This is a genomic window from Wolbachia endosymbiont (group A) of Urophora cardui (genome assembly GCF_964028435.1).
In the GTDB taxonomy this organism is placed as follows: Bacteria; Pseudomonadota; Alphaproteobacteria; order Rickettsiales; family Anaplasmataceae; genus Wolbachia.
In genome coordinates this window covers 651,920-675,541 of record NZ_OZ034774.1, presented here as the reverse complement: position 1 = coordinate 675,541, position 23,622 = coordinate 651,920, and the positions used below count along the sequence as shown (strand labels likewise).

Genomic DNA, 23,622 nt, shown 5'->3' with positions numbered 1-23,622 from the left:
AACTCCATCGGATCTTTTATATTACTTCCAAACTTTGTTGATTATCACTTTCGCCTAACCTAATATCAGTTAGTGTTGGATCATATAATTCTTGGGTATTTTTTGCTTCTGTTTTCCTCGTCTTACGTAATGGATAAGGCTGATAAAATTGAGTTCGTTTCCTTTTTACCTTATTCATGTTGCATAACTGTTATTCAATAATTCTTTAACAAATACCATAATACATAGGCAAGTCAGTAAAAAAATTTGACTTACATTACTCTACCACAATTTTGAGATAGAGTAATGAATTATTTTCGTTTGGCATTTAAACGTTTTGTATCTGCTGTAATGATTTCACTTCCAATTTGCTATTCTTTACATATTGAATTGCAAGCACTAACGCTTTACTCCCAGAAGCTGTGGTGCTATAAGCTATATTTTGCAAAATAGCAGTTCTCCTGATATCTTTGCTATCTGAGACTGATTTCACACCTTTTGAAGTATTGATTACTAGATTTATTTTTCCATCTTTGAGCATATCAACTATGTGGGGTCTGCCTTCTCTCACTTTATTTACAGCTTTTGCAGCAATGCCGTTATTATTCAGATATAAAGCTGTGCCTTTGGTTGCATATATTTCAAAACTCAGTTCTTTCAACATTCGTGCAACAGGCAATATATACTCTTTATCATCATCTTTTACTGAAACCAGAGCTGTTCCTTCTATTGGTAACTTGTATCCTGCAGCCATGTGCGTTTTTGCAAGTGCAGCTTCAAACGATGAGTCAATTCCCATTACTTCTCCTGTTGATTTCATTTCAGGACCAAGTAGAGTGTCAATTCCCGAAAAGCGCGTGAATGGAAAAACAGCAGCTTTAACTGCAAAATGATTGAAAGGCTTGTTTTCCTGATTCAATTTTTTACCCAAAATAACCTGAGTGGCAAGCTTTGCAATAGGAATATTGATTACCTTGGAAATAAAAGGAACGGTTCGACTAGCTCGTAAATTTACTTCAAGTATGTATACATAACTCTCTTGAACAGCAAACTGAATGTTTATCAGACCTTTCACTTCTAGTGCAAGAGCTATTCTTTCAGTTTGGAGCTCGATCTCTTTTATTACTTCGTCACTCAATGTATTTGTCGGTATTGAGCATGTTGAATCGCCAGAGTGGATACCAGCTTCTTCAATATGCTCCATTACCGCTGCAATGAAAACTTTTTTCCCATCACACACAGCATCAACGTCAACCTCAACTGCATTGACTAAAAATTTATCAAGAAGCAGCGATCCGTGTTCAAAAATTTTGGTTTGATTCAAGACATACTCTTTAAAGCTCTGAGTATCGTGTCTAATCGACATAGACTGACCGCCGAGGACATATGATGGCCTGACTACTAGTGGAAACCCCACCTTTTCTGCGTTGGTTAACGCTTCTTTTACTGAATGGCAGATAGAACTTTCAGGTTGTTTTAAATTAAGTTGCAAAGCAAGGTTTTTAAACCTCATGCGATCTTCTGCAAGGTCAATAGAATCAAACGAAGTTCCCAGAATTTTGAAACCTCTCTCGTTAAGCACTTTGGCTAACTTTAAAGGTGTTTGACCACCTATTTGAACTATTACACCAACCAGTGTGCCATTTTCTTGCTCTTTACTTAGTATTTCAAGCACATCCTCTGCAATCAGTGGGGCGAAATATAAACGATCAGCGGTATCATAATCAGTTGAAACGGTTTCTGGATTACAGTTGATCATTATTGTTTCATACCCCATTTCTTTGGCGGCAGAAGCTGCATGTACGCATGCATAATCAAACTCAATACCTTGACCAATGCGATTTGGACCACTTCCTAAAATGACAACCTTTTCTCGGTCAGAAACATCTGCTTCGCACTCCATTCCCTCTGTCATCCGAGTAGCTGACACTGGGATCCATTCTTCCTTATCTCTGGATTCCAGCGTCACGCGCTGGAATGACATCATTGTGTTACCCTCATAACAGCCATACATATAAGCAGTGCTCGATTCAAATTCAGCTGCACAGGTGTCTACACGCTTATAAACTTGTTTAATGCCAAATTTTTTTCTTATTTCTTCAATTTGCTCTACTTTCTTATTGCTTAATTTTGCCAATCTTGCATCTGAAAACCCCATTTTTTTCAGCTCTAACATTTCATATGCAGTCTCAGGAAGGCCGTTTTCCTTGATTTTTTGTTCAGCTAATATAATTTGCTGTATATTCTGCAAAAACCATAAGTCATATCCTGTAATCGAATTTATTTCTTCTATGCTTATTCCATGACGCATTGCGTCAGCAGCAATCAGTAATCTGTTTGGCAGCAATTTTGCTAATTGAGATCTGATGTGATCAATATCAGTATTTTCAGGAAATACTTCATTAAGTCCCGTAAGCCCAGTTTCAAGCGAGCGAAAAGCTTTCTGCAGCGACTCATTAAAAGTGCGGCCGATCGACATCACTTCCCCCACTGATTTCATGGAAGTTGATAGTTCACAATTCGTCCCCTTAAACTTCTCAAATTCAAAACGAGGAATTTTAGTGACGATGTAATCAATCACTGGTTCAAATGCAGCAGGTATAACTGGAGCGCAATCATTACGTATCTCATCGAGTGAATAGCCGATAGCAAGTTTAGTTACAACTTTTGCAATAGGATAACCTGTTGCTTTTGAAGCAAGTGCAGAAGAGCGAGAAACCCTTGGATTCATTTCAATCACAACGAGGCTTCCATCTTCTTTAGGATTCACTGCAAACTGAACATTTGCACCACCGGCACTAACATCAATTTCTCTTAGCACTGCTATAGATGCATTTCTCATCTGTTGGTATTCTACGTCACGCAGAGTCAAAGCAGGAGCAACCGTGATACTATCTCCGGTGTGCACTCCCATTGGATCAATATTTTCTATCGAACAGACTATTATGCAGTTATCTTTACAATCACGGATAACTTCCATTTCATATTCTTTCCAGCCGATAATTGATTCATCTATCTGAACTTCATTTATTGGCGAAATTTTGAGAGCACTTTCTGCAATATTGAAAAACTCCTCTTTATTGTATGCTATGCCGCTACCTGCACCACCAAGGGTGAATGACGAGCGGATGATTGCTGGTAATCCAATGTAATCCAAAGCCTTTCTTATTTGTTCTTGATTTTTTATAATGATACTTTTGGGGTATTTTAGCCCTATTTTATCCATGGACTGACGGAATAACTCTCTATCCTCTGCTTTTTTTATTGCTTCTCTATTTACCCCTATTAATTCTACATTGTATTTGTCTAACACTCCATCATCTGCAAGTTTTATTGCGCAATTGAGTGCTGTTTGCCCGCCCATTGTTGGCAATATTGCATTTGGCATCTCCTTAATTATAATTTTCTCTATGATTTCAGGCAGTACCGGCTCAATATAAGTTGCATCAGAAAACTCAGGATCTGTCATTATAGTTGCGGGGTTGGAGTTAACCAAAATGACTTTATAACCTTCACTTTTTAATACTTTACAGCTTTGCGTTCCGGAATAATCAAACTCGCATGCCTGACCTATAACTATTGGGCCTGCTCCTATTACTAATATAGATTCTATATCTGTGCGTTTTGGCATAATTACAATAACGATTTCTGTTCAAATAATGTTACCAATCTTTCCTGTATATGTGAATTTTTATTAAACCTATTAGCTAACTGTTTTTAGGCTTGACGCATAACTGTACGAACATTGTGATTTGAGTCCACTAGGAGGGCGTCATCCAAGTAGCCTTCTACTTGTATCTTGTCAAAAGCATCTAATGTTTTAAGCTTAAGCATTAGGTGGAGAAGGGAGGAACTCTGTGCTTCTTCTTAGATATAAAATCTGTAGAGGAGATAAGAATTCCCTTCTCAAAAGTATAGGCTGGACGGTATCGTAGAAAGACCTGAATGGTTCTAATTCTGTATTCACAAGACTAGCCTTACTTTTCATTTTTAATGGTAACGTATGGGGTTATATATGATCAACAACTTTTTGGGCATAGATATATCAAAAGATCGCTTTGATGTTTTTCTCTCATTTATAAGCAAAAAAGGAAAGCGTGAAACTAGAAAAAGAAGCTTTAAGAACGATGGTTTCAAAGTCTACTGAATTTTCTACACAAACATAATGTAGAAAAAGTAAAAACCTGCATGGAATCTACTGGTTGTTATAGCGAAGCACTGGCTGAATTTCTACACAATGCTGGACATTTTGTAAGTGTTGTAAATCCTTATTGCATAAAATCTTATGCAAGGAGTAAGCTGATACGACAAAAGAATGATCAGACCGATGCAGAAGTTATTGCTGATTATTGCCAAAGACAGGAACCTTCTAGTTGGACACCACCTTCTCCTGAAATGAAAAAATTAAAACATCTTTATCGTTGCTCAGTTGCGTTAAAAGATGAGTTAACATTAGTAAATAACCACTTAGAAAAAAAAGAGAGACTGCCTAAAGAAGTTGCAAATGCTTGGGAAGACCTTGCAATGAATATAGCTCAAAAAATAGAAACAATAAAAAACTCCGTACGTGAACTATTAAATCAACACAAAGAATTGTTGGAAAATTTTCAACTTCTATTGACTATTCCAGGCATAGGAGAAGAATCAGCAATAGCTATTTTAGCTGAAGTTTCTGATATAGAGGTTTTTAGAGATGCCAGGCAATTGGCAGCATATACAGGAGTTATACCACGAAATATGACGTCAGGTTCCTCTGTATATGCCAAACCCAGATTAAGTAAATCCGGTTCACAAACATTACGTAAGGCACTTTTCTTTCCTGCCATAGTAGCTAAGAATCACAATCCTATCATTATGAGCTTTTGCCAAAGATTAAAGGAAAAGGGTAAGCATAATATGGCCATCGTTGGTGCTGCAATGCGTAAGCTACTCCATATCATTTTCGGTATTCTGACATCCAAAAGTGCTTTTGATCCTAACCATATCAAAAACTACAGGGCTAGGAGGTTGACTGAAGGTTTAGTACTTTAAAATCAAAAATGCTTCCTATCATCTATCTTATGTAAAGTGGTATCTTACACAAATTTATTGAATGTTGTTGGTTAGTGGATATGTTGATAAGTAAACTTCATCTGTTTTGTGCGTATAAAACTAATTTACTTATCAACATATCCACTAACTATAATCTGTGTACTGTTACACAATTGGAAGTATTTTTTGATTTTATGATGCAACTTGGGAAATTTTTATAATTTTTTTGTTGACTAACAAGACGGTATCTCCTCTTTCTTTGAGGTCATTTAGCACTCCCAACCAGAAGTTAGCTCCTTCACTTTCAGCCAAATAAAAACCTAATACTTCTTTTTTGCCATTTTGATCTATGCCTAATATGTTATACATGCATTTACTTACGCAATGCCCGTCCTCTTTGACTTTAAAAAACCATGAAAACTATCGGATATACAGACTGCAGCGGGCGACTACGCCATTCGTTGATTACTGGTAGCAATTTGTCAGTAATACTTGATATCTCTGCCACCGATATTTTGTGATCATAAATTTCCTCAACATGTGACACTATATCTCTATAGCCCATACCACTGGCAAATGTGCTCAAAATCTTCGTTTCAAGCTCTGGATGTAAGTTTGTTTGCCTTTTTTTGACTATTTGTGGTTCGAAACTTCCTTCCCTATCTCTTGGCGTCAAAAGCTCAAATGACCCTGCGCTTGTACGTAAAGTCTTTGCATTCCTCCCATTTCTTCGATTATTCTCTTCGCTTTCAGCCGACAAGTGGTTTTCTATTTCACCTTCCAGGCTTACCTCCAGCAACTTTTTTATAAACGGTGTTAATGCTCCATCTCTTCCTGTCAACGGTCTTCCTTCTCGTATAGACAACAGGATATTTGTTTCTAATTCTTTATAATCTACCAAACCGGTAGTTCTGTTTACTACTTTCTGACTCATTGTCAAACCTCCATTTTTTTATATCAATTTATTACTTTTTTTTCGGTTTGACACAGTTTATTTAACACTCCCTGCTTAACAGCAGTTCCTACTTCCATATCTGGATTTTCTGCTTTCTTTTCATAAATTTTTACTGCTCCAAATAGTATAGCAGCAGTTACCACAGCTCCAACAAATATGCCAGCAGCTACCACAGGATCGAAAACTGCTGCACCTACAACTAAAGCGTAAATTCCCACTGCTATAAATGGAGAAGCTATCATCACACCATACATAATTTTCTTTTTTGTGCTGACTTGCTGAAAGGATTTACTTGCAGTACTAGGTGTTCCTATACTTTCACTTGCATTATGTACAGAGGCACATCTTCTTTGTGATCTTTCTTTTTGTTCCATGAAAATTGGAGCTCTAGAATTGGGATCGGCTTTAAGTAAATCTTCGTGGCTCATAGGTTTTGTATGAACTATATAGCGTGCCCAATCTGCTAGTGACATGTCGTCCGAGTATTCTAGTGCGTTTGTGCTCACTTGCTCCAATTGCTTGACTACACCTTTAAGCCCTTTTATTGACTCTTCTAACTCCTTGAGTGCTGCATCATTTAATGGGATGCTTTCTGCATAATCTACACAAGCCCCTAATCTCCTTACATTTTCTAGGTTTACTTTTTGTGTATTGAAAGTTCTTTCCAAATTAGATGTACTTCGTTTTAAAACACCGGTAAAAACGCTTATAACAGCTTTTTTATCATAACGATATTGAATGCTTAGATTACTCAACTCGCTCTTTATTCTTTTTGCAACTGCGTTTCGAAGACTTTGTTCTTTCTGAAGATGAGGATCCAAATCATAGAGTACGATAATTTGCTTTATATCCCACTCCAACAAAGCAGAACACGTTTTAATATTACCTTCTCCATCTCGAATATAATTTTCATGCCCCTCCTCAAGCTTTGTAATGAGGTTTGCTCCTGATAGCGTAGTTATTTCATCAACCTTTAAGCAGCTTTCATCAGATGTAAACATATCAAAATAACATGATCCTTTACTTTTTGCATCTCTTCCAACTCTTCCCATAAGCTGAAGTAAAAACATTGGATCTAGCATTTCGGTTTTGTCTTTTACTATAGCTGCAGCTCTGCTGAGTCTTGGAGCATCAATTCCTAATGCCAGCTCTTTAGAAATAGTGTTTGGCACAAAGCCAGCCTTAATTATACTAAGTATATTCTTTTTATCCATATCATCAATATACTGATAGATTTGCTCTCCATTACTTTTGAAACGCTTCACACTTCCATTAAAGCAACAGATAACTGCATCCTGCTCACAAAATTTTTTAATTTTAGGAAATTCGTTAAAAATATGCTCATGTAGTTTTTTATCTCCAGGATAGTTACGTTCCGTACTTTTTTTGTGACCTTGATCACTTTGAAGCTTATGTAATTTCAATATAGCATCTGTGAGTTCAGAATTGAACTCTAGAGAAGAAGAATCAGTAATTTCATATTTTTCATCAATAAATTTACTTATTTCATCCTTATTAACTGCTCTGCCACTCTTTTTATATTCATCCAAAGTATCAAGTATGTTATGTAGTTTAATGGAAGGAAGTAATTTGCTACCAATTTCAACATTTAAGTTTTCCTCTACCAGGCATCTTATATTGTTTTCTGTTAACCCAATATTCAGATCTTTAATTACTTTAACAAAAGATTCTATGCGCTTTTTTCTTCTTTCTTGAGCATCATCTTTTCTTCCCTCAGTGATATAATTTTTCACGTTTTCTGCCCACCTTTCTTCAGTGCCGATTAAACCTTTCTTATAAGCTTGACTGTCTAATGATTTGCTAATGAAATCTAAAAATGGCTGTGATAGCTTACTAAGATCACCGTTCTGCTTTGTTATCTCACTTATAAATTTCGCTACTGCATCTTTATATTGATTGAGTCTTGTATGGGTATTTTCACTTTTTTCTGTATATGCTATTTCTGGATTTACAAATCGCAACTCATATGTGCTTTTGCCTCGACCTTTAGCACTTACCATCTCTTCCAAGTTTTTAAATTTCATTTTATGGTAGTACACCACAGGCAATTTTCCAATACCAAGTGCTTCTCTTTCCTTTGGAGAAAGCAAGATCTGTTGTTTTATTTTAAATTCTTCACTGAGAAATTTATCTGGTGTAGCACTGAAAAAAGCAGTCGGGTTACCACGAGATACTTCAACTGCACGAGCCATTTGCACAGCATTTTCTTTCAATTTTGGAGCTTCATCGATAAGAATCAATGCTGGTTTGCTTTTATTTTTACCATATTTATCATTAAGCAAATTCCATTGCGTATTAAACGCTTCAGTAAAAGTTGAAGTTGCATATTCAGCATTTGTTTCAGAAAAAGGTTCAGCAAATTCTTGTGCAACTTCATCAGGTAAAAATGCTCTATCAAAATTATTTGATTGATTTCTCAAATTGTCGCTTGGAACTGCAGTAACGCAAGGAATATTTGTAAGATAAGCCCAGAATTTTAAGAGCGCTATATCCCCTGTTTTTCCTGAACCAGTTGCTATATTATTTGCTATTCTTAGTCTTTCTTCTAATGGTGTCCCTTCATCCTTTAAAACCTCTATGACTTTGTAAAAATTGGCAAAACGCAAAGCAAATGGAACTTTTTTACCTAGCCCACCGACTTTTAAATCTTGCAATCTTGATTGATCATGTAAACCAACAGCAAATGCCCTATTATTATTGGCTTTGTTGCATCGCTAGCTATGATGGATTAAAGATAAAAAAGATGGAGAATATCAGTAGCTTATTATTCTGGTATTTATAACAAGAACGGTCAGTGAATACCTAAATTTGAGTAAAAGAAATTTCACTACCACTCACTAATCCGGCTAAAATTCAAGAATTTCAATGCTTTAGCTATTTTCAATAGAATTAAGTTTATTAATATAAATAATAAATTACTATTCCTAAATTTGATCAGATTGATTGCAAAAAAACAAGATTTTCAATAGGTTGCTTATAATCCTAGCTATAGTTAGCCTTTCATAAGTAGCGATGCAACAAAGCCATCCCGTATAATCTATCTGGCTGTTGCTTTAATATCTGCACCATGTATGACTTATCCTTTGATTCATACAACGCTTGCTGCCCTAGATGTGCAAAACAATCTTTCATAATCTTTTTATTTTTTCTTGCATACTTTACCTTTATGCACTAATCTCTACATGCACGCTAAGAAGGGGCATACTGGTAGAGCACTTTCATGCCTCACCACTTTTGTAGTTGCTCTACCAGTATTGTTATGCTGCAACGACTTTGATTAATATTCCTGGGCGATGGCACATTGGTAAAGGATTTGACTGAGTATGTAAATCGGTCCCTCTATCAAATCTTCTTGGCTCTTGTTTTGCATATAACGGTTGCCCTAGTGTATTTACTGTTTCATTGAAGTCGCTGGGGCAAAGTAAGTAGTAAATGTGCTTGCTGTTCCTAGTGGAAAACAGTGTCCCGTGTCTTTTTCTATAAATCTTCTCACATTTCCTTCAGGGTCAGTTGCTTGTCCTCTGTACTCCTCAAATGTTATTCCACAGAACGTAAATCCTGATCTCATGTCGTTCCGGAGTGCTGCTCCTTCTTGCCATCTCTCGTATGCTTCTTTTACCTTGGTATGAGAAGTTAAAGCGTCAAAAAACTCTGGGCTTACCAGCGCATGAATCCCGGTCATATATTCACCACTTAAGTTGTCCTCAACATGCCTCAATACTTCCAGACACTTACGCTTGACATCGGTGGTTGCTGTTCCCAGCGCAAAATTTACTACTTTTGGCGTAATTTCAAATTCGTTGTAAAGGTTTAATAACTCACTGCCATCAGCATCCAGAATAATCCCTTTTAACGCCCCCATCCGCAAATGTTCTAACGTTATTGCGTGTTTGTTTCTCATCAATTGCAAATGATCGGTTATTACATCTGCAAGTGCTTTTAGTTCACTCTCTGACCCAAATGCCCTTATTCCTTGTACTTCTTCAGGCAATACTACGTCATCATGGGGAATATGTGGTATCGTAAACGTCCTTATTTTCCTTTTTCCTCTTTTCCCTACTGTTGCTGGTGCTCCTGGGACTTGTGTTGGTAATAAAGTTAAAACTCCGTGGTGTTCTTCTATCGTAATATGTCGAAATCTTACCGATCTACTTGGAAATAAATTTAAGCTTTCTGTTCGACCATAATTTATCGGCAATATGTTTATTGCTTTAGTTAATTCCGTCATACTAAATGCTGGATTTGTAAATGGATTTTGCATTCTTTCCCCCTTTCCCTTTAATGCTGTGTGTTTTAAGTTGTTTCTATGTAAGTTGCTGAGTCTGGTAGCTCGTTAAACTCCCTTGCGGATGATAACGCCTCGTGCTTCAAGTTGTTTTATTGCTGCAGCTTTTTGCTCTTCTGTTATATTTGCTGGCCACACCACTGCATGATCTGCTAACATTGCAATACGAGTAATGATTACTGCTTTGGTGGTTTCCGTTGCGTTTACATCACTTGTTATTACACCTATCGCTGTTTGTGTTCCATCCGTGGCCGTTGGATTTATTATCTTAATCATGTTATCTTTATCATAGCCAACAACTGTTCCAAGTTTGAGGTTTTGTCCTTTGGCTACGGTTATTTCCTCTCTTGTATAATCTCTATATACTTCATATTTCAGAAGGTCACCTTATATGTTAAAAACAAGTTCATAAATATTACAAAGTGGTAATATTAAGAACATGCAGAGAAGAGGAACCGTAGATCGCCTTGGTCATAAAGGACCGTAATTTAGCAAGGTTCTCTTCCCTGATTATTTACTGAAAAGTTCCGAACAACTGATTGAGCTTTTAGGCTCGTATATAAGGGTGGAAAATGCAGTATTACATGTTATTCTATGGAGGAATTATGAATTTATCAAATATCATTGCTGGCATTGATGTTAGCAAAAATAAACTAGATATCCACATTCATCCACTTGGACATTATAAAGTATTTGAAAATAACGTTCAAGCTATTGATCAAATACTCGACTTTCTGCATTTACATAATGTAATCAAAGTTGGACTTGAAGCAACTGGTGGGTACGAAAAATTATGTGCTTATACTTTACTAAGCCATGGTTTCGAAGTATATGTAATTCAACCTAGATGGGTGAGAGACTATGCAAAAAGCCTTGGTATTGCTACTAAAACTGATAAAATAGACTGCAGCATTATCTCACGTTATATTAATAATACAGATATGCGCGTTACTCCTTTAAAAGTTAGTAATGTTGACTTCTTGAGGCAAAAGCTATCTCGTAGAAATCAACTAGTAGAAATGGCAAAAATACAAAAAACTCAAGCTCATCAAGTAACTGATATATCCATAATCAAACAAATGGAAGAGCTACTTGTCATATTACAGAATCAAATTCAAGTTTTAGAAGATGAGATGATTGAGTTGATTGAACAAAGTCAAGAGCTTAAAAAAAAATACATATCAATAACTAGTATACCAGGTGTAAGTAAAATCACAGCTATTACTATTATTTGTTATCTGCCAGAATTAGGAACTCTTCAAAGAAAGCAAATATCTAGCATTGCCGGAGTTGCACCTTTTAATCGAGACAGTGGTTTTAATAAAGGAAAAAGGTGCATTCAAGGCGGTAGGTCACAAATTAGAACAGTCTTGTATATGTGTATTCTTAGTGCGCGGAAATGGAATTCTTTCATAAAAACTTTTTTTGATAGGTTACATAATCAATATAAAAAACCATATAAAGTTGCTTCCACTGCTGCTATGAGAAAGTTACTTTTACTTGCTAACTCTTTAGTAAGAGATGACAGGGTTTTTACTGAGGAATACAGCCCTAAGTCTGCTTAGATCCAACACTAGCAGATTAGTGTGGATGTGGATAAGTGCGCTTACACAGACTGAAAGCACTTATCCACATCCACACTTTTTAAAAGAATTTAAATCAAATATTACAACTTATTTTTCCAACAGTTGCTGGTGCTCCTGGAACTTGAGTTGGAAGTAGTGCTAAAAAACCGTTTTGTTCTTCAATGGCAATATGGCGAAACCTTACTGATTTACTCGGAAAAAGTTTTAAACTTTCAGTTCGACCAAAACTAATTGGTAAAATATTAATAGCTCCAGTTAATGCTATCATATTGAATGCTGGATTTGAAAGTGGATTTTGCATAATGTTTAGCTCCTATTAAAAATTAATATAAAATTCAGATTCCTTTACGGACAATAATACCCCTCTCTTCAAGTTGTTTTATTGCTGCTGTTTCTTGCTCTTCAGTTATATTTGCTGGCCAGACAATTGCATGATCAGCAAGTAAAGCTACGCGAGTAATGATTACTGCTTTAATATCTGCATCTTTACTATTTACATCGTTTATAATCACACCTATTGCTGTTTGAGTACCATCTGTGCCTAGCGGATTTAGAGCTCTTATAAAGCCCCCATCATCTGTCTTTTTGCTAACCACTGCTTCAAGCTTTAGGTTTTGTCCCTTAGCAACAGTAATTTGGTCACGTGAGTATAGATTTGATGCCTCATATTTTAAGAGGTCACCAAGATTATTTGGTTCAGTTATACAAGACATGTTTTTCTCCTGGAAATTTTGGCTGATAAAGTTATTAATTTTGTTTTTTCCGCTGAATTTGTAGTTGCTATAGTCCGCGGAATAGCTTTAGCTTTGTAGGTTTATATATTTTGTCGTGCCTTGGCTGCCTGCATCAATAAATCCTCCGAAATTACGTAAAATATGTTAAAAGCATCTTTGGCTTTATAGCCCACCAAGTAAAAATTATTTTTCAGTATTTTTCATTTCTCTATTGACTTTTAACACAACTGCTAAATTATTTGTTTCAGTTATACTTGTCATGTTTTTTCTCCTATATTTGTTACTTAAAAAAACTGCTTAAGTTTTTCTAAAATTTTGATGTTAAGTTAAAATAAATCTTCTAACGTAATCACTTTGTTGATTATATCTTTCAAGTGCTGGTTTTCAGTCGCTCCGTTTGCAGCAATAAGTACCCAAAATATTTGTTTCTTTGACCTAGTTTTCTCTTTATAAATTGCCTCTTTTTTTCTTAACTGTTCTATATATTCTTTTGTTATCGTATAAGGCTTATCACTGTATTTTATTTCACAAAGTGTCGTACATCCATCCTCTCGATCAAACACCAAGTCTATCTGAGCACCACTTTCTTCGCTGTCTTTCTCTGGGTGATATTGCCACTCACCACATACAGTTAGTATATGTTCCATCTCTAGTTTTCTTTTAATCGTATTGGCATGTTTAAAACACACTGCTTCAAATGCTTGTCCTGTCCATGTTAGCCAAGCTGGTTTTTTTATTGCTAACTCCCAATAATGAACATCACTTGTTATTGCCTTTTTCATTACTTCTCTGAATGGTTCAATCCACGTTAGATAAAATAACACATATTCGTCCATTACCCTGTAATATACTCCTCTCTTTGCCTTATTCAGTGGTAAAAAACCTCCAATAAATCCTGCTGCTTCTAAGCTCCTTAGTTTAGTAGTTAAGTACCCACCTTCAGTGATTTTAGTTGCTTTTATAAGTTCTTTCCTGCTGATCCCTTTTGGCTTTCTTGCAATCGCACGAATAATATTTATATATATTTCTGGTTCTTCATACAACGAGTGGAACAACATATCAAATTCATCAAATAACAAACCTTCCTTCTGAAAACAGATCGCATTAACATTTTGTGCTGCTGATAATCCTTGACTTACTTCCTTAAGGTAGTGTGGTATCCCTCCCATGTCCATATAGATCTGTAATATCTGCTGGTGATTAAGATTGACTCCTGAATACCTTAGATACTCTTTAGTTTCACTTAAGTTAAAAGGCTGCAAAGGTATTCTTGCAGTAATACGGTTATGTAATCCTCCTTTATTATAGATTAAATTTTCTAACATCCATGATGCTGCTGAACCACACACGATCAATATAAGCCTTTTTCGATATGTCCAATATACATTCCAGTAGTGTTCCAGTGCTACTAAAAATCCAGATTTTCTTGCAGCAAGCCATGGCAACTCATCAAAAAATAAAACAACCTGCTCATTTCTATGAATATCAATCGAAAGAGTTAATTGATGCAATGCATCCATCCAGTTTTTAGGCAAAGCCATTCTTACACCATTGTAAAAAGATCTAGATAATGATTCTGCAAAGATCTCAAGCTGCTCCTTCAAAGCACCTTTGTTGAGACCTGTCTGCTCAAATAGGATTACATCACGTTTGTTGAAAAATTGTTTTATTAAATATGTTTTTCCTACACGACGTCGACCATACACTGCGATAAACTCGGCTGATTGGGAAAGAAGCTTATTTTCTAGGATGGCTATTTCTTTTTCTCTACCAATTATTGGTTCACTCATACAATTTACCGCGGCGTATGTTAGCATTATATACCGCGGTTATAAGATGATCAACTTTATTTTACCGCGGCGTATGTTAGCATTATATACCGCGGTTATAAGATGATCAACTTTATTTTACCGCGGCGTATGTTAGCATTATATACCGCGGTTAAGACCATCAAATGCCCCGACTTTTCGCTACCTGCATCATCAAGTCTTCCGGTGTACTTTGCGGTATTGTACTCAAAATCTCTGTCTTCTTCGTACGCTCTGCTAGTATCGACATTAATATCTCTTGCGCTTGTTTCGCATTTACATTCTGCTCAATAAATTCTCCTATCTTCTCTGGCATCTTTGATAAATTACATAATCGTATTACCTCTAATACTTCCGTGCGGCAGCTCTCGTACCCTAAACATCTTCCTTGCTCAATTAGATCATCAATATCTATTGCTTGTTCTTTTATCTCAGTTTTAGTCATATTATTTCTCCTATAATTATCTATAAATTCAGAAAACGTTGTGATTCCATCAGCAAGACCTATTTCTATTGCTCTCTCACCAAAATATAGCCCTGCTTCCGTTGATTTGATTCTTTCCGTGGACAAATTTCTGTTTCTTGCTATAAGCTGCAAAAACATTTCATATAGGCGGTCTACTTCCTCTTGTAAGCTTTCCAGACTTTCTGATGTTATTGGCTCATGCGGGTTTAAATCGTTTTTTCGACTTCCTGCAAATACTGTGGTATATTTTATCCCTTGTTTTTCATCAAACCCACTTTGATCTATATGGCTTGCTATTACTCCTATGCTTCCTACCCCAGATGTTCTGCTTACAAATACTTTTTCGGCACTTGACGCTATTGCATACGCCGCAGAATACGCATCATCATTTGCTATTGCTATGATCTTTTTTAATGCCCTTGCTTCGTAAATAAAGTCAGCAAGGTCGAATAAACCGTTTACTTCTCCTCCGGGGCTGTCTATGTCCAAAATTATTATTTCTACTTCTTCATCTATTAAAGCTTCTTCTATCTCTTTACGTATCTTCTCATACGATGTCATCCCCAACACATCATCAAAAGCTTCTGAATTCTTCGTCAAGATTCCATGTATTGGTATTACTTTTATTCCCCTTTCACTATTTCTTACTGCATGTTTTATGTTTTTAAACGTTGGATGCTTCTCTACATGTAATGACAATAAATCAAAGCTTCTTTGCTCTATCATCATCGGTTTATTGAGCCAGCTCACTTATATTATTTCAGTATTAGAATTAAAACTACTGACGTCCGAGTCAAAACTTAAGTTGAGTGAACTAGCACGTCTTTGATCTTCGGCAATTTCTTGGTCTATTTCCTCTACATCATAACCAAGTTCTGATACCACTTCTGACCTGCTCTTAAACCCATTCCTTACCGCCATTTGCTGTGCTTGCTGGTCTTTTAGCGGATCCACCCAATCAAATCCTTGTGGTATCCATTTTACCTCTTTCGCCGCTTCTTTTGCCCACTTTTCACCTATGTCTAGTTCTCCAGATAGTATTGCTAACTCTAACCACCTATCCCATACTGGCCGGCAAAATTGAAATACCATTATGTTATGCTGTAACATTCCGCACCTCCGGCGAAACTCTATTAACCCGGCTCGGATTGATGAATAATTGACATTTGTTAAGTCACCTGTTAGCTGCTCATAAGTTATTCCCATGCCTACTGCTATTGCCCTGAGCTGCTGTTTCATGAATGCTTCATAACTTCCTCCAACATCTGATGGTTCCGAGAACTTAATATCTTCTCCGGGATGGCTTTGTTGCATCGCTACTTATGAAAGGCTAACTATAGCTAGGATTATAAGCAACCTATTGAAAATCTTGTTTTTTTGCAATCAATCTGATCAAATTTAAGAATAGTAATTTATTATTTATATTAATAAACTTAATTCTATTGAAAATAGCTAAAGCATTGAAATTCTTGAATTTTAGCCGGATTAGTGAGTGGTAGTGAAATTTCTTTTACTCAAATTTAGGTATTCACTGACCGTTCTTGTTATAAATACCAGAATAATAAGCTACTGATATTCTCCATCTTTTTTATCTTTAATCCATCATAGCTAGCGATGCAACAAAGCCATTCCGCATCGTCATATTGATCAAGTTCATAGAGCTTTAACAGTACACTGGACAACCACGGTACTCCTCGAATCTGCCCAGGTCTTAGTGGTCTATAGATATGTAAAACATCATTTGCTGGTACACGAACTGATTCGCCAAATGATCCTTCTCCAGGGTGTTCTCTAAATAGGTAATATGCTTCTCTTTGCCCAAGTCTATTGAACTCAATGCCGTTTCTAATTACATTACCATTGGCAAGGGTTTGATTGCTCTTATTGTCTAAATGCTCTGATTCCAGTACTTGCAGTTGCAACGGCACACAAAGTCCATCTTCTCGTTTTCTTGTTCAGAGTCTTACAAAACATTCTCCTCCTTCTATCATGCTCCTACAAACCAAAGCTTGTAATCCATAAAAATCACTCACTCCGCTACTGTCTGCTTCATCTGTCCATCTCAGCCATAACTCTTGGACTTTTTTCCGAAATTCTGCATCTTTCGCCTTTGACTGCGGTTTTATCCCTGTTCCAACGCAATTACTCACTATCGTATCGATTATGTTTGCTGCATAGGAGTTCTTTCTTACCATATCACGAGACCGACTACGTAGGTGCTCAAGGCTTTGAGACAGCAAATTGTTTATACTTCCTGACTCTGGTTGAAAGTGCAATAATCTCCTTCCTGAACCTGATGCATCCCACGCTGAGCTCTTGATTCTTGGTTTCCGGAATAATTGTTTGAATGATTTCAATAACATTTAGCCTCTGATTGTTTTAATTATGCAGCAGGTTGTTGCACAAATTTATAGTTTAATATTGAGAAATTTCAGCAAGCTGCTGGAGAATTTGGTCATTATAGTGCATTTACCTCGGGAGTGTTAAATAAACTGTGTCAAACCGCATTTTTAGTTCAACTCAATTTTCAATCTGCCAGGAAAGAAAACATCAAGTTGAGAGATAGTTAATGCCCAATCATGTACAGGCATCGTCCACTTTTCCTCTGCCTTCTTTATAGCACAATATACCTGCTTATACAAGGCATTTATGCTGGTAAATGAGCCTTTGGTCTTAGTGAATTTCCTAATTTGCCTATGTAGCCCCTCTATGGGATTGGTGGTGTAGATTATCCTCCTAACTGGACCAGAATACTTAAAATAACCAGACAAGTTTTCCCAATTATTCTGCCAAGATTTTATAACCATAGGGTACTTTGTGTCCCATTTTTCATCCAATTCCAACAGATAATTCTCGGCAATTTCCTTGCTTGAAGCTTGATATACCTTCTTTAAATCGCTCAAAAAACTCTTCGCATCTTTACTGGCCACATACTTCAGTGAGTTGCGTATCTGATGCACTATACACATCTGCACTTCCGCATTAGGAAAGACACTGTTTATAGCTGCAGGAAAGCTTTTCAGCCCATCAACGCAGGCAATAAGGATATCTTCTACTCCTCTTTCTTTGAGGTCATTTAGCACTCCCAACCAGAAGTTAGCTCCTTCACTTTCAGCCAAATAAAAACCTAATACTTCTTTTTTGCCATTTTGATCTATGCCTAATATGTTATACATGCATTTACTTACGCAATGCCCGTCCTCTTTGACTTTAAAAAACCATGAAAACTATCGGATATACAGACTGCAGCGGGCGACTACGCCATTCGTTGATTACTGGTAGCAATTTGTCAGTAATACTTGATATCTCTGCCACCGATATTTTGTGATCATAAATTTCCTCAACATGTGACACTATATCTCTATAGCCCATACCACTGGCAAATGTGCTCAAAATCTTCGTTTCAAGCTCTGGATGTAAGTTTGTTTGCCTTTTTTTGACTATTTGTGGTTCGAAACTTCCTTCCCTATCTTCTTGGCGTCAAAAGCTCAAATGACCCTGCGCTTGTACGTAAAGTCTTTGCATTCCTCCCATTTCTTCGATTATTCTCTTCGCTTTCAGCCGACAAGTGGTTTTCTATTTCACCTTCCAGGCTTACCTCCAGCAACTTTTTTATAAACGGTGTTAATACCCCTGCAACAATGTTGCAACAAACATAAAACTAAAAAAAATAATTTCCCGGCAGCTTCTACTCAAAGAACGAGGAGTTGTTTTCACTTATAGAACCAACGATCAACTGACCATCTGTTTCGATGAGTGATATATGAACATATTTATATATTTTCAAGGAAAGCTCATGGGAAAAAAGAAACTGACTGTTCGTGTTAGCTATAGTTATGAACCTAATCGGTTAGCAGAATTGTACTTATTAGATGCATATAAAAAACTAGCATTAAATAAACAAGTAAATGGGAGCCAAAAGGAGAAAATTTTTGAATGTAACAATAGAATCAATTTAAGGGGGAGCAATGATAACTGTTAGTCTGTACGCGAGAGTTTCTTCAGGAAAACAAGTGCAAGGAGATACAATAGCAAGCCAAATTACTGCTATAGAGAATAAGATTAGTGCTGATGGACATAAATTACTAAGTGAATATAAATTTATTGATAATGGTTATAGTGGCTCTGATATAATACGTCCTAGTTTAGAAAAATTAAGAGATCAAATAGCAGAAGGTAATATTAATAAGGTTTATATTCATTCTCCTGATCGTTTGGCTCGCAAATATGTACATCAAATGTTATTAGTTGATGAATTTAAGAAATTGGGTGTAGAAACAGTTTTCTTGAATTGTCAAATTGACGATAATCCAGAATCTCAATTACTATTACAAATACAGGGTATGATAGCAGAATATGAACGTGCAAAAATTATGGAACGAAGTCGTAGAGGCAAGATTCACGCAGCCAATAAAGGCAGTATAAATGTAATGAGTGGAGCTCCTTATGGCTATCGTTATATAAATAAGCATATAGGAGGAGGACAAGCCTTTTTTGAAATTAATGAAGAGGAAGCTGAAGTCATTCGTAAAATGTTTTTTTGGGTGGGAAGGGGAAGAGTAAGCATTGGAGAAGTATGTCATAGATTAAGAGCTATGTCCATCGTAACACGAACAGGAAAAAGGTATTGGGATAGGAGTGTAGTCTGTCGTCTATTACAAAATCCTGCTTATAAAGGACAAGCAGCATTCGGTAAAAAAAAGCTAGGAGTAAAATTAAAACACGTAAGACCACAGAAACGCTCTTGTGAGCAACCGAAAGACAATTATTCTACTTTTCGTACTGATAAAGAAAATTGGATTTATATTCCTGTACCTAATATTATAAACGAAGATTTATTTGATATAGTTCAAGAACAGCTAACTGAAAATAAAAGAATAGCTAGGAGAAGACGAATGGGAGCAAATTACTTGTTGCAAGGTTTAACAGTATGTCAGCTTTGTCATTATGGATATCATGGTATTAGCACTTGCTCTAGCGCTCGTCGAACATATTATCGTTGTACTGGTACGGAGCGAGGTCACTTTGGTGGCAATAAAATGTGTAATAATAGAATGATTCGTACAGATGTATTAGACGTGGCTGTATGGGAAGAGGTAAAATACCTATTGAAAAATCCTACTCGGATATTAGAAGAATACAAGCGTAGACTTTCAGAGATTAAAAAATCACCATTAGATCAAAAAAGTGACTTTCTTGAGAAAAAAGAAGATCAATTAAACTGTGGCATTGCAAGGCTTATTGATGGCTATACTCAAGGATACATCAATGAAGAAGAGTTTAAACCAAGAATTAAAGCAATGAAACAAACCTTACAAATGATCGGAGAGCAAAAGAAAAAGATATTTGATCAAAAAAGACTTGAACAAGACTTAACTCTAGTGGTGACTACTTTAGAAGAGTTTTCTTCTAGCGTTAACTCAAGTCTTGATAACGCAGATTGGCTAACTAGACGTGATATCATTAGAACATTAGTTAAGCGAATTGAGATTAACCATGAAGACGTGCATATCGTGTTTCGAGTAAAAGAGCTGCCAGACTCTTTCACACACAGTGGAAAAGCGGACCAAAGTTTATTGCAACATTGTTGCAGGAGTCAAGCCTGTTGATATAAGAGCAATGATAAACCTATTTATAGTTCAATCTGGAGTAAATTATAAAATAGATGAGTTATTGCTAATTAAAATAGCAGAAGGCTTAGAAGAAGGAGAATTACGCTCACAAATAAATCAGATGATAGAGACGCTAAAAAAACATGAAAGGTTTGTAGAATTGGAATATAAAGTAAGAAGATTAAAATCAGAACTTGCAAGTGGAGAAGAGCAAGCTGAAGCTATGAAGTCTAGCATAGAAGAACGAGAAAGAGAAATGAAAGAGATTGGGAACAAAAGCGACCAAGTAATAAGGGAAAGAGAGAAGTTATTATCAAGATTGAGCAATAATGCAAATAGAAGACATTAGTGGGCAAACGGTTTGAGGAGTGATGGCAGAGGCTACGGTTCTTTAGACTACAAAGTAGGGCAGAAAGTAAGGAGTTGTAGGCTAGCGAAGAAATATACTCAAGAGGATTTGGCAAGTAAAATTGGTACAAAATATCAGGTCATACTACAATATGAAAAAGGAACACGTAGAATTTCAATTAAGAAGTTATATGCATTGGCAGAAGCATTATCGACAAGTGCTAGAGATCTAGTTTCAACAGTATCAAAAAGGTATTTTGAAAATGAGGGAGAAGAGATATTAAATCTGGTAAGAAGACATAAAGAGATTAAGGATCAAGAATTACGCGAGATATTTTATTTATTAACCAAATTCATCCGTATTAGTGAGGAAAGAAGTGGAAAAGCGGTGAAAATAGAAGTAGCAAGGGGTTTAGTTAAAGAAGGAGTTTCTGTTGATGTTATCTCTCGAACAACCAATTTATCTATTGGTGAATATGAAGAGAAGAAGATTTTTATTCCGTACAAGGTAGGTCAAAGAATAAAAGGGTGGAGGTTGAGACGAGGATACACTCAGGAAGATTTAGCAAACAAAGTGGGCATAACAAATCAAAGAATATATGAATATGAACAAGGGCGAGCTGCTGTTTCACTTGAAATGTTGGATGAAATAGCAAAGGTGTTATCAATTAGTATCGTAGATTTACTTCCCGAAACAACAGAAAATGAAGATGGGGGAGAAAATGAGCTATCAAATTTGATAGAAGAATACAAAAAGATTGAGAGTCAGGAATTACGCCATGTACTAATCGAATCTTTATTTGAAGGCATACGTGTTTGTAGGGAAAAGGTTAGAAAAGCAAAGAAGATCGAAGTTGCAAAGAATCTAGTTAAAGAAGGAATTTCTGTTGATATTATCTTACAAACGACTGGCCATAAGTTTTAAATAAGATATTAATATCTTTTATATTTTCATAAAAAAAATAAACGAAAAAAATTGAAAAATTGATTTGACTTCACCCGGAACCTATGGCTTTATGCCAATACTGCTAAAAAAACAGCAGTAAATATTTAAAAAAAATTTATTATTAGTGAAGGATATATTATATGAATAACAAGAATAAAAGTAAAGATCGTAGAGAAGAAATAGAGTTTAGAGCATTGGTAAGCAAAGGAAATGCTTTACTAGATCATGAAATAATAGAAACGTTTCTGAGTGGAGCGCATGATGGGGTCGAAGCTCGTGTTATTGCTGAAAGGCTAATGGATCGTTTTAAAGGAATAGGAAAGATTTCAAGTCTGGAAATAGATGACCTGAAAACTATAGAAGGGGTAAACGACTCTACAGTTACAGCAATTTTATGTCTTAAGGAAGCTTTAAAGAGGGTGCCGAGAGAAGAATTAAAGAAAGGCCCTGTAATAGGTGGTAACTTAGAAAAGCTCGTAGAATATTTAAAGGCATGTATAGGGCACTTAGAAAAGGAATGTACAATAATAATATATTTGGATCAAAAGTTCCATTTAATAGGGGAAACAGTGTATGTTGGTAAAATGGATAGTGTACCTATTTGCATACATGAAGTGGCAAGAAAAGCAATAATAGAAAAAGCAAAGTTAATGATAATGTCGCACAACCACCCATGCGGAAGTGTAAAGCCATCTGATGAGGATCTAGCTGTAACTAAAAAATTGGCTAAAGCTTGTGAGACTATAGAGATTAGGTTATATGACCACATTATCATTACAAGTGCAAGTCATTTTAGTCTTAAGAAAGAAGGACTGTTATAGCATCCGAAAAGAAGAAATGAGCAGCTGTTCCAAAGCAAAAGATAGCTGCTCTGAATCTTAAAAGTCTTTTGTGATCAAGACTTGAATAATATTTGCAAGCACATTAATTACGCTTTATAATTAATGAAAAAGCATACATCTAGTTAACAATAAAGTAATAAAGCTCGGTGTAAACTTAGAAAGTATTTTAAATAGCGGAGGCTAATATGAGTAATAAAATAATTGTACCTTTTAATGATAAAGAGGGAAATACTTACGAATTAAACATTGATCTTGACGTATTGTCGAAGGATAATAGCATATCTAAAGCTATTGTAGGCATCTTTAAGAAAAACCAGCAGTCTATCCCTGCAGGCGATGATCTTAGCAAATTACCGGAGATATTAGATGCTATTGCTGGAAAGAAAAACCTGTTGTCCGCCTTTTCAAGTAAAACGACTAATAAGAAGGCTAAGAACCTTGAAAGTAAAAAGCCTTCTTCTCAAGATGGTCGTGACAAACCAAGCAACTCGGAAGAAGGACTGAATAATCATTATAGCAGACAAGGTCGTTCAAGGAAATCAAATCCATTTATCTCACCGCTGCAAAAAATAGAGCCAAGTTGGGATGAAAATGAGAAGTTGAACCGGTTTAAAAATGCAGTAATAAAAGCAGAAAACATAAATGAAGTGGTTGAAGCCTTAAAACAAGCAATAGGTAAAGGAGTAAGGATGAATGCATATTATGATGGACAGCGTAGTTTTGCTGATATCGTGATGTGTAAAATACTTTCGAACCAATTCACAAAAGATGAGCAGGAAAAGATTGTGGGTGCATTAATGCTGAGAGGCGCAACATTTAGCAGTTGTGTTAAAAGTCAATAGAGAAATGAAAAATACTGAAAAATAATTTTTACTTGGTGGGCTATAAAGCCAAAGATGCTTTTAACATATTTTACGTAATTTCGGAGGATTTATTGATGCAGGCAGCCAAGGCACGACAAAATATATAAACCTACAAAGCTAAAGCTATTCCGCGGACTATAGCAACT

At 36.0% G+C, this 23,622-nt stretch carries 15 protein-coding genes and 7 pseudogenes; 8 read left to right on the top strand and 14 right to left on the bottom strand.

The genetic code is table 11. The features are described from left to right. Positions 1-16 precede the first annotated feature (16 nt). Together ABWU38_RS03310 and carB are read right to left on the bottom strand one after the other, a co-directional pair. Positions 17-178 carry a hypothetical protein gene (locus ABWU38_RS03310; RefSeq protein ID WP_264688451.1) on the bottom strand — a complete coding sequence of 54 codons (162 nt, stop codon included), beginning with the start codon at positions 176-178 and terminating at the stop codon, positions 17-19. A 129-nt stretch (positions 179-307) separates the two neighbouring features. After that, the gene (gene carB / locus ABWU38_RS03305) at positions 308-3,610 is read right to left on the bottom strand and encodes a carbamoyl-phosphate synthase large subunit (protein WP_253309625.1); all 3,303 of its coding nucleotides are present in this window, start codon (positions 3,608-3,610) and stop codon (positions 308-310) included. A 384-nt stretch (positions 3,611-3,994) separates the two neighbouring features. On the opposite strand from carB, the pseudogene ABWU38_RS03300 reads away from it, so the two are divergent. Beyond that, positions 3,995-5,010, top strand: a pseudogene (locus ABWU38_RS03300) (IS110 family transposase). Between the two features lie 231 nt (positions 5,011-5,241). Here ABWU38_RS03300 and ABWU38_RS03295 read toward each other — a convergent pair. The 5 genes and pseudogenes from ABWU38_RS03295 to ABWU38_RS03275 form a co-directional block, all read right to left on the bottom strand. Beyond that, a pseudogene (locus ABWU38_RS03295) lies at positions 5,242-5,944 on the bottom strand (transposase); the annotation flags it as partial. A gap of 23 nt (positions 5,945-5,967) precedes the next feature. Next, on the bottom strand, positions 5,968-8,640 hold the full coding sequence (locus ABWU38_RS03290; RefSeq protein ID WP_353272470.1) for a hypothetical protein: 2,673 nt from the start codon (positions 8,638-8,640) through the stop codon (positions 5,968-5,970). Between the two features lie 346 nt (positions 8,641-8,986). Then, complete coding sequence (locus ABWU38_RS03285) at positions 8,987-9,118, bottom strand: hypothetical protein (RefSeq protein ID WP_353272843.1); 132 nt, start codon at positions 9,116-9,118, stop codon at positions 8,987-8,989. Positions 9,119-9,315: 197 nt separating this feature from the next. Beyond that, positions 9,316-10,214 (bottom strand): annotated as a pseudogene (locus ABWU38_RS03280) (major capsid protein); the annotation flags it as partial. A gap of 105 nt (positions 10,215-10,319) precedes the next feature. Beyond that, positions 10,320-10,649, bottom strand: coding sequence for a head decoration protein (locus tag ABWU38_RS03275; RefSeq protein WP_264688489.1), 330 nt, complete (start codon positions 10,647-10,649; stop codon positions 10,320-10,322). Positions 10,650-10,876: 227 nt separating this feature from the next. On the opposite strand from ABWU38_RS03275, the gene ABWU38_RS03270 reads away from it, so the two are divergent. Further along, positions 10,877-11,836, top strand: coding sequence for an IS110 family transposase (locus tag ABWU38_RS03270; RefSeq protein ID WP_253308968.1), 960 nt, complete (start codon positions 10,877-10,879; stop codon positions 11,834-11,836). 112 nt (positions 11,837-11,948) lie between these two features. On the opposite strand, the pseudogene ABWU38_RS03265 reads toward ABWU38_RS03270, so the two are convergent. The 7 genes and pseudogenes from ABWU38_RS03265 to ABWU38_RS03235 all read right to left on the bottom strand — a co-directional run. After that, a pseudogene (locus ABWU38_RS03265) lies at positions 11,949-12,158 on the bottom strand (major capsid protein); the annotation flags it as partial. A gap of 34 nt (positions 12,159-12,192) precedes the next feature. Continuing rightward, complete coding sequence (locus tag ABWU38_RS03260; protein ID WP_353272463.1) at positions 12,193-12,570, bottom strand: head decoration protein; 378 nt, start codon at positions 12,568-12,570, stop codon at positions 12,193-12,195. A gap of 347 nt (positions 12,571-12,917) precedes the next feature. Continuing rightward, on the bottom strand, positions 12,918-14,408 hold the full coding sequence (locus ABWU38_RS03255) for an AAA family ATPase (RefSeq protein ID WP_353272469.1): 1,491 nt from the start codon (positions 14,406-14,408) through the stop codon (positions 12,918-12,920). A 133-nt stretch (positions 14,409-14,541) separates the two neighbouring features. Next, the gene (locus ABWU38_RS03250; protein ID WP_253309939.1) at positions 14,542-15,594 is read right to left on the bottom strand and encodes a S49 family peptidase; all 1,053 of its coding nucleotides are present in this window, start codon (positions 15,592-15,594) and stop codon (positions 14,542-14,544) included. A gap of 21 nt (positions 15,595-15,615) precedes the next feature. After that, positions 15,616-16,179: pseudogene (locus tag ABWU38_RS03245) on the bottom strand (phage portal protein); the annotation flags it as partial. Positions 16,180-16,369: 190 nt separating this feature from the next. Continuing rightward, positions 16,370-17,228, bottom strand: a pseudogene (locus ABWU38_RS03240) (phage portal protein); the annotation flags it as partial. A 147-nt stretch (positions 17,229-17,375) separates the two neighbouring features. Further along, positions 17,376-18,499, bottom strand: a pseudogene (locus ABWU38_RS03235) (IS256 family transposase); the annotation flags it as partial. A gap of 129 nt (positions 18,500-18,628) precedes the next feature. Here ABWU38_RS03235 and ABWU38_RS03230 point away from each other — a divergent pair. The 6 genes from ABWU38_RS03230 to ABWU38_RS03205 all read left to right on the top strand — a co-directional run bounded on the left by ABWU38_RS03230 (position 18,629) and on the right by ABWU38_RS03205 (position 23,455). After that, entirely contained in the window at positions 18,629-18,847 is a 219-nt protein-coding gene (locus tag ABWU38_RS03230) for a hypothetical protein (RefSeq protein ID WP_341819653.1), read from the top strand. Further along, positions 18,834-20,474: a recombinase family protein gene (locus tag ABWU38_RS03225; protein WP_353272467.1), complete on the top strand. Its 1,641-nt coding sequence runs from the start codon at positions 18,834-18,836 to the stop codon at positions 20,472-20,474. Before ABWU38_RS03230 ends, ABWU38_RS03225 begins: the two co-directional genes overlap by 14 nt. A 10-nt stretch (positions 20,475-20,484) precedes the next feature. Beyond that, positions 20,485-20,826 (top strand): hypothetical protein, encoded by a 342-nt coding sequence (locus ABWU38_RS03220; RefSeq protein ID WP_353272466.1) that lies wholly within the window; start codon positions 20,485-20,487, stop codon positions 20,824-20,826. Positions 20,827-20,838: 12 nt separating this feature from the next. Then, positions 20,839-21,750 carry a helix-turn-helix domain-containing protein gene (locus ABWU38_RS03215; protein ID WP_353272465.1) on the top strand — a complete coding sequence of 304 codons (912 nt, stop codon included), beginning with the start codon at positions 20,839-20,841 and terminating at the stop codon, positions 21,748-21,750. A 161-nt stretch (positions 21,751-21,911) separates the two neighbouring features. Beyond that, positions 21,912-22,592 carry a RadC family protein gene (locus ABWU38_RS03210; protein WP_309165857.1) on the top strand — a complete coding sequence of 227 codons (681 nt, stop codon included), beginning with the start codon at positions 21,912-21,914 and terminating at the stop codon, positions 22,590-22,592. A 206-nt stretch (positions 22,593-22,798) separates the two neighbouring features. Next, complete coding sequence (locus ABWU38_RS03205) at positions 22,799-23,455, top strand: hypothetical protein (protein WP_353272464.1); 657 nt, start codon at positions 22,799-22,801, stop codon at positions 23,453-23,455. The last annotated feature ends 167 nt before the right edge of the window (positions 23,456-23,622 follow it).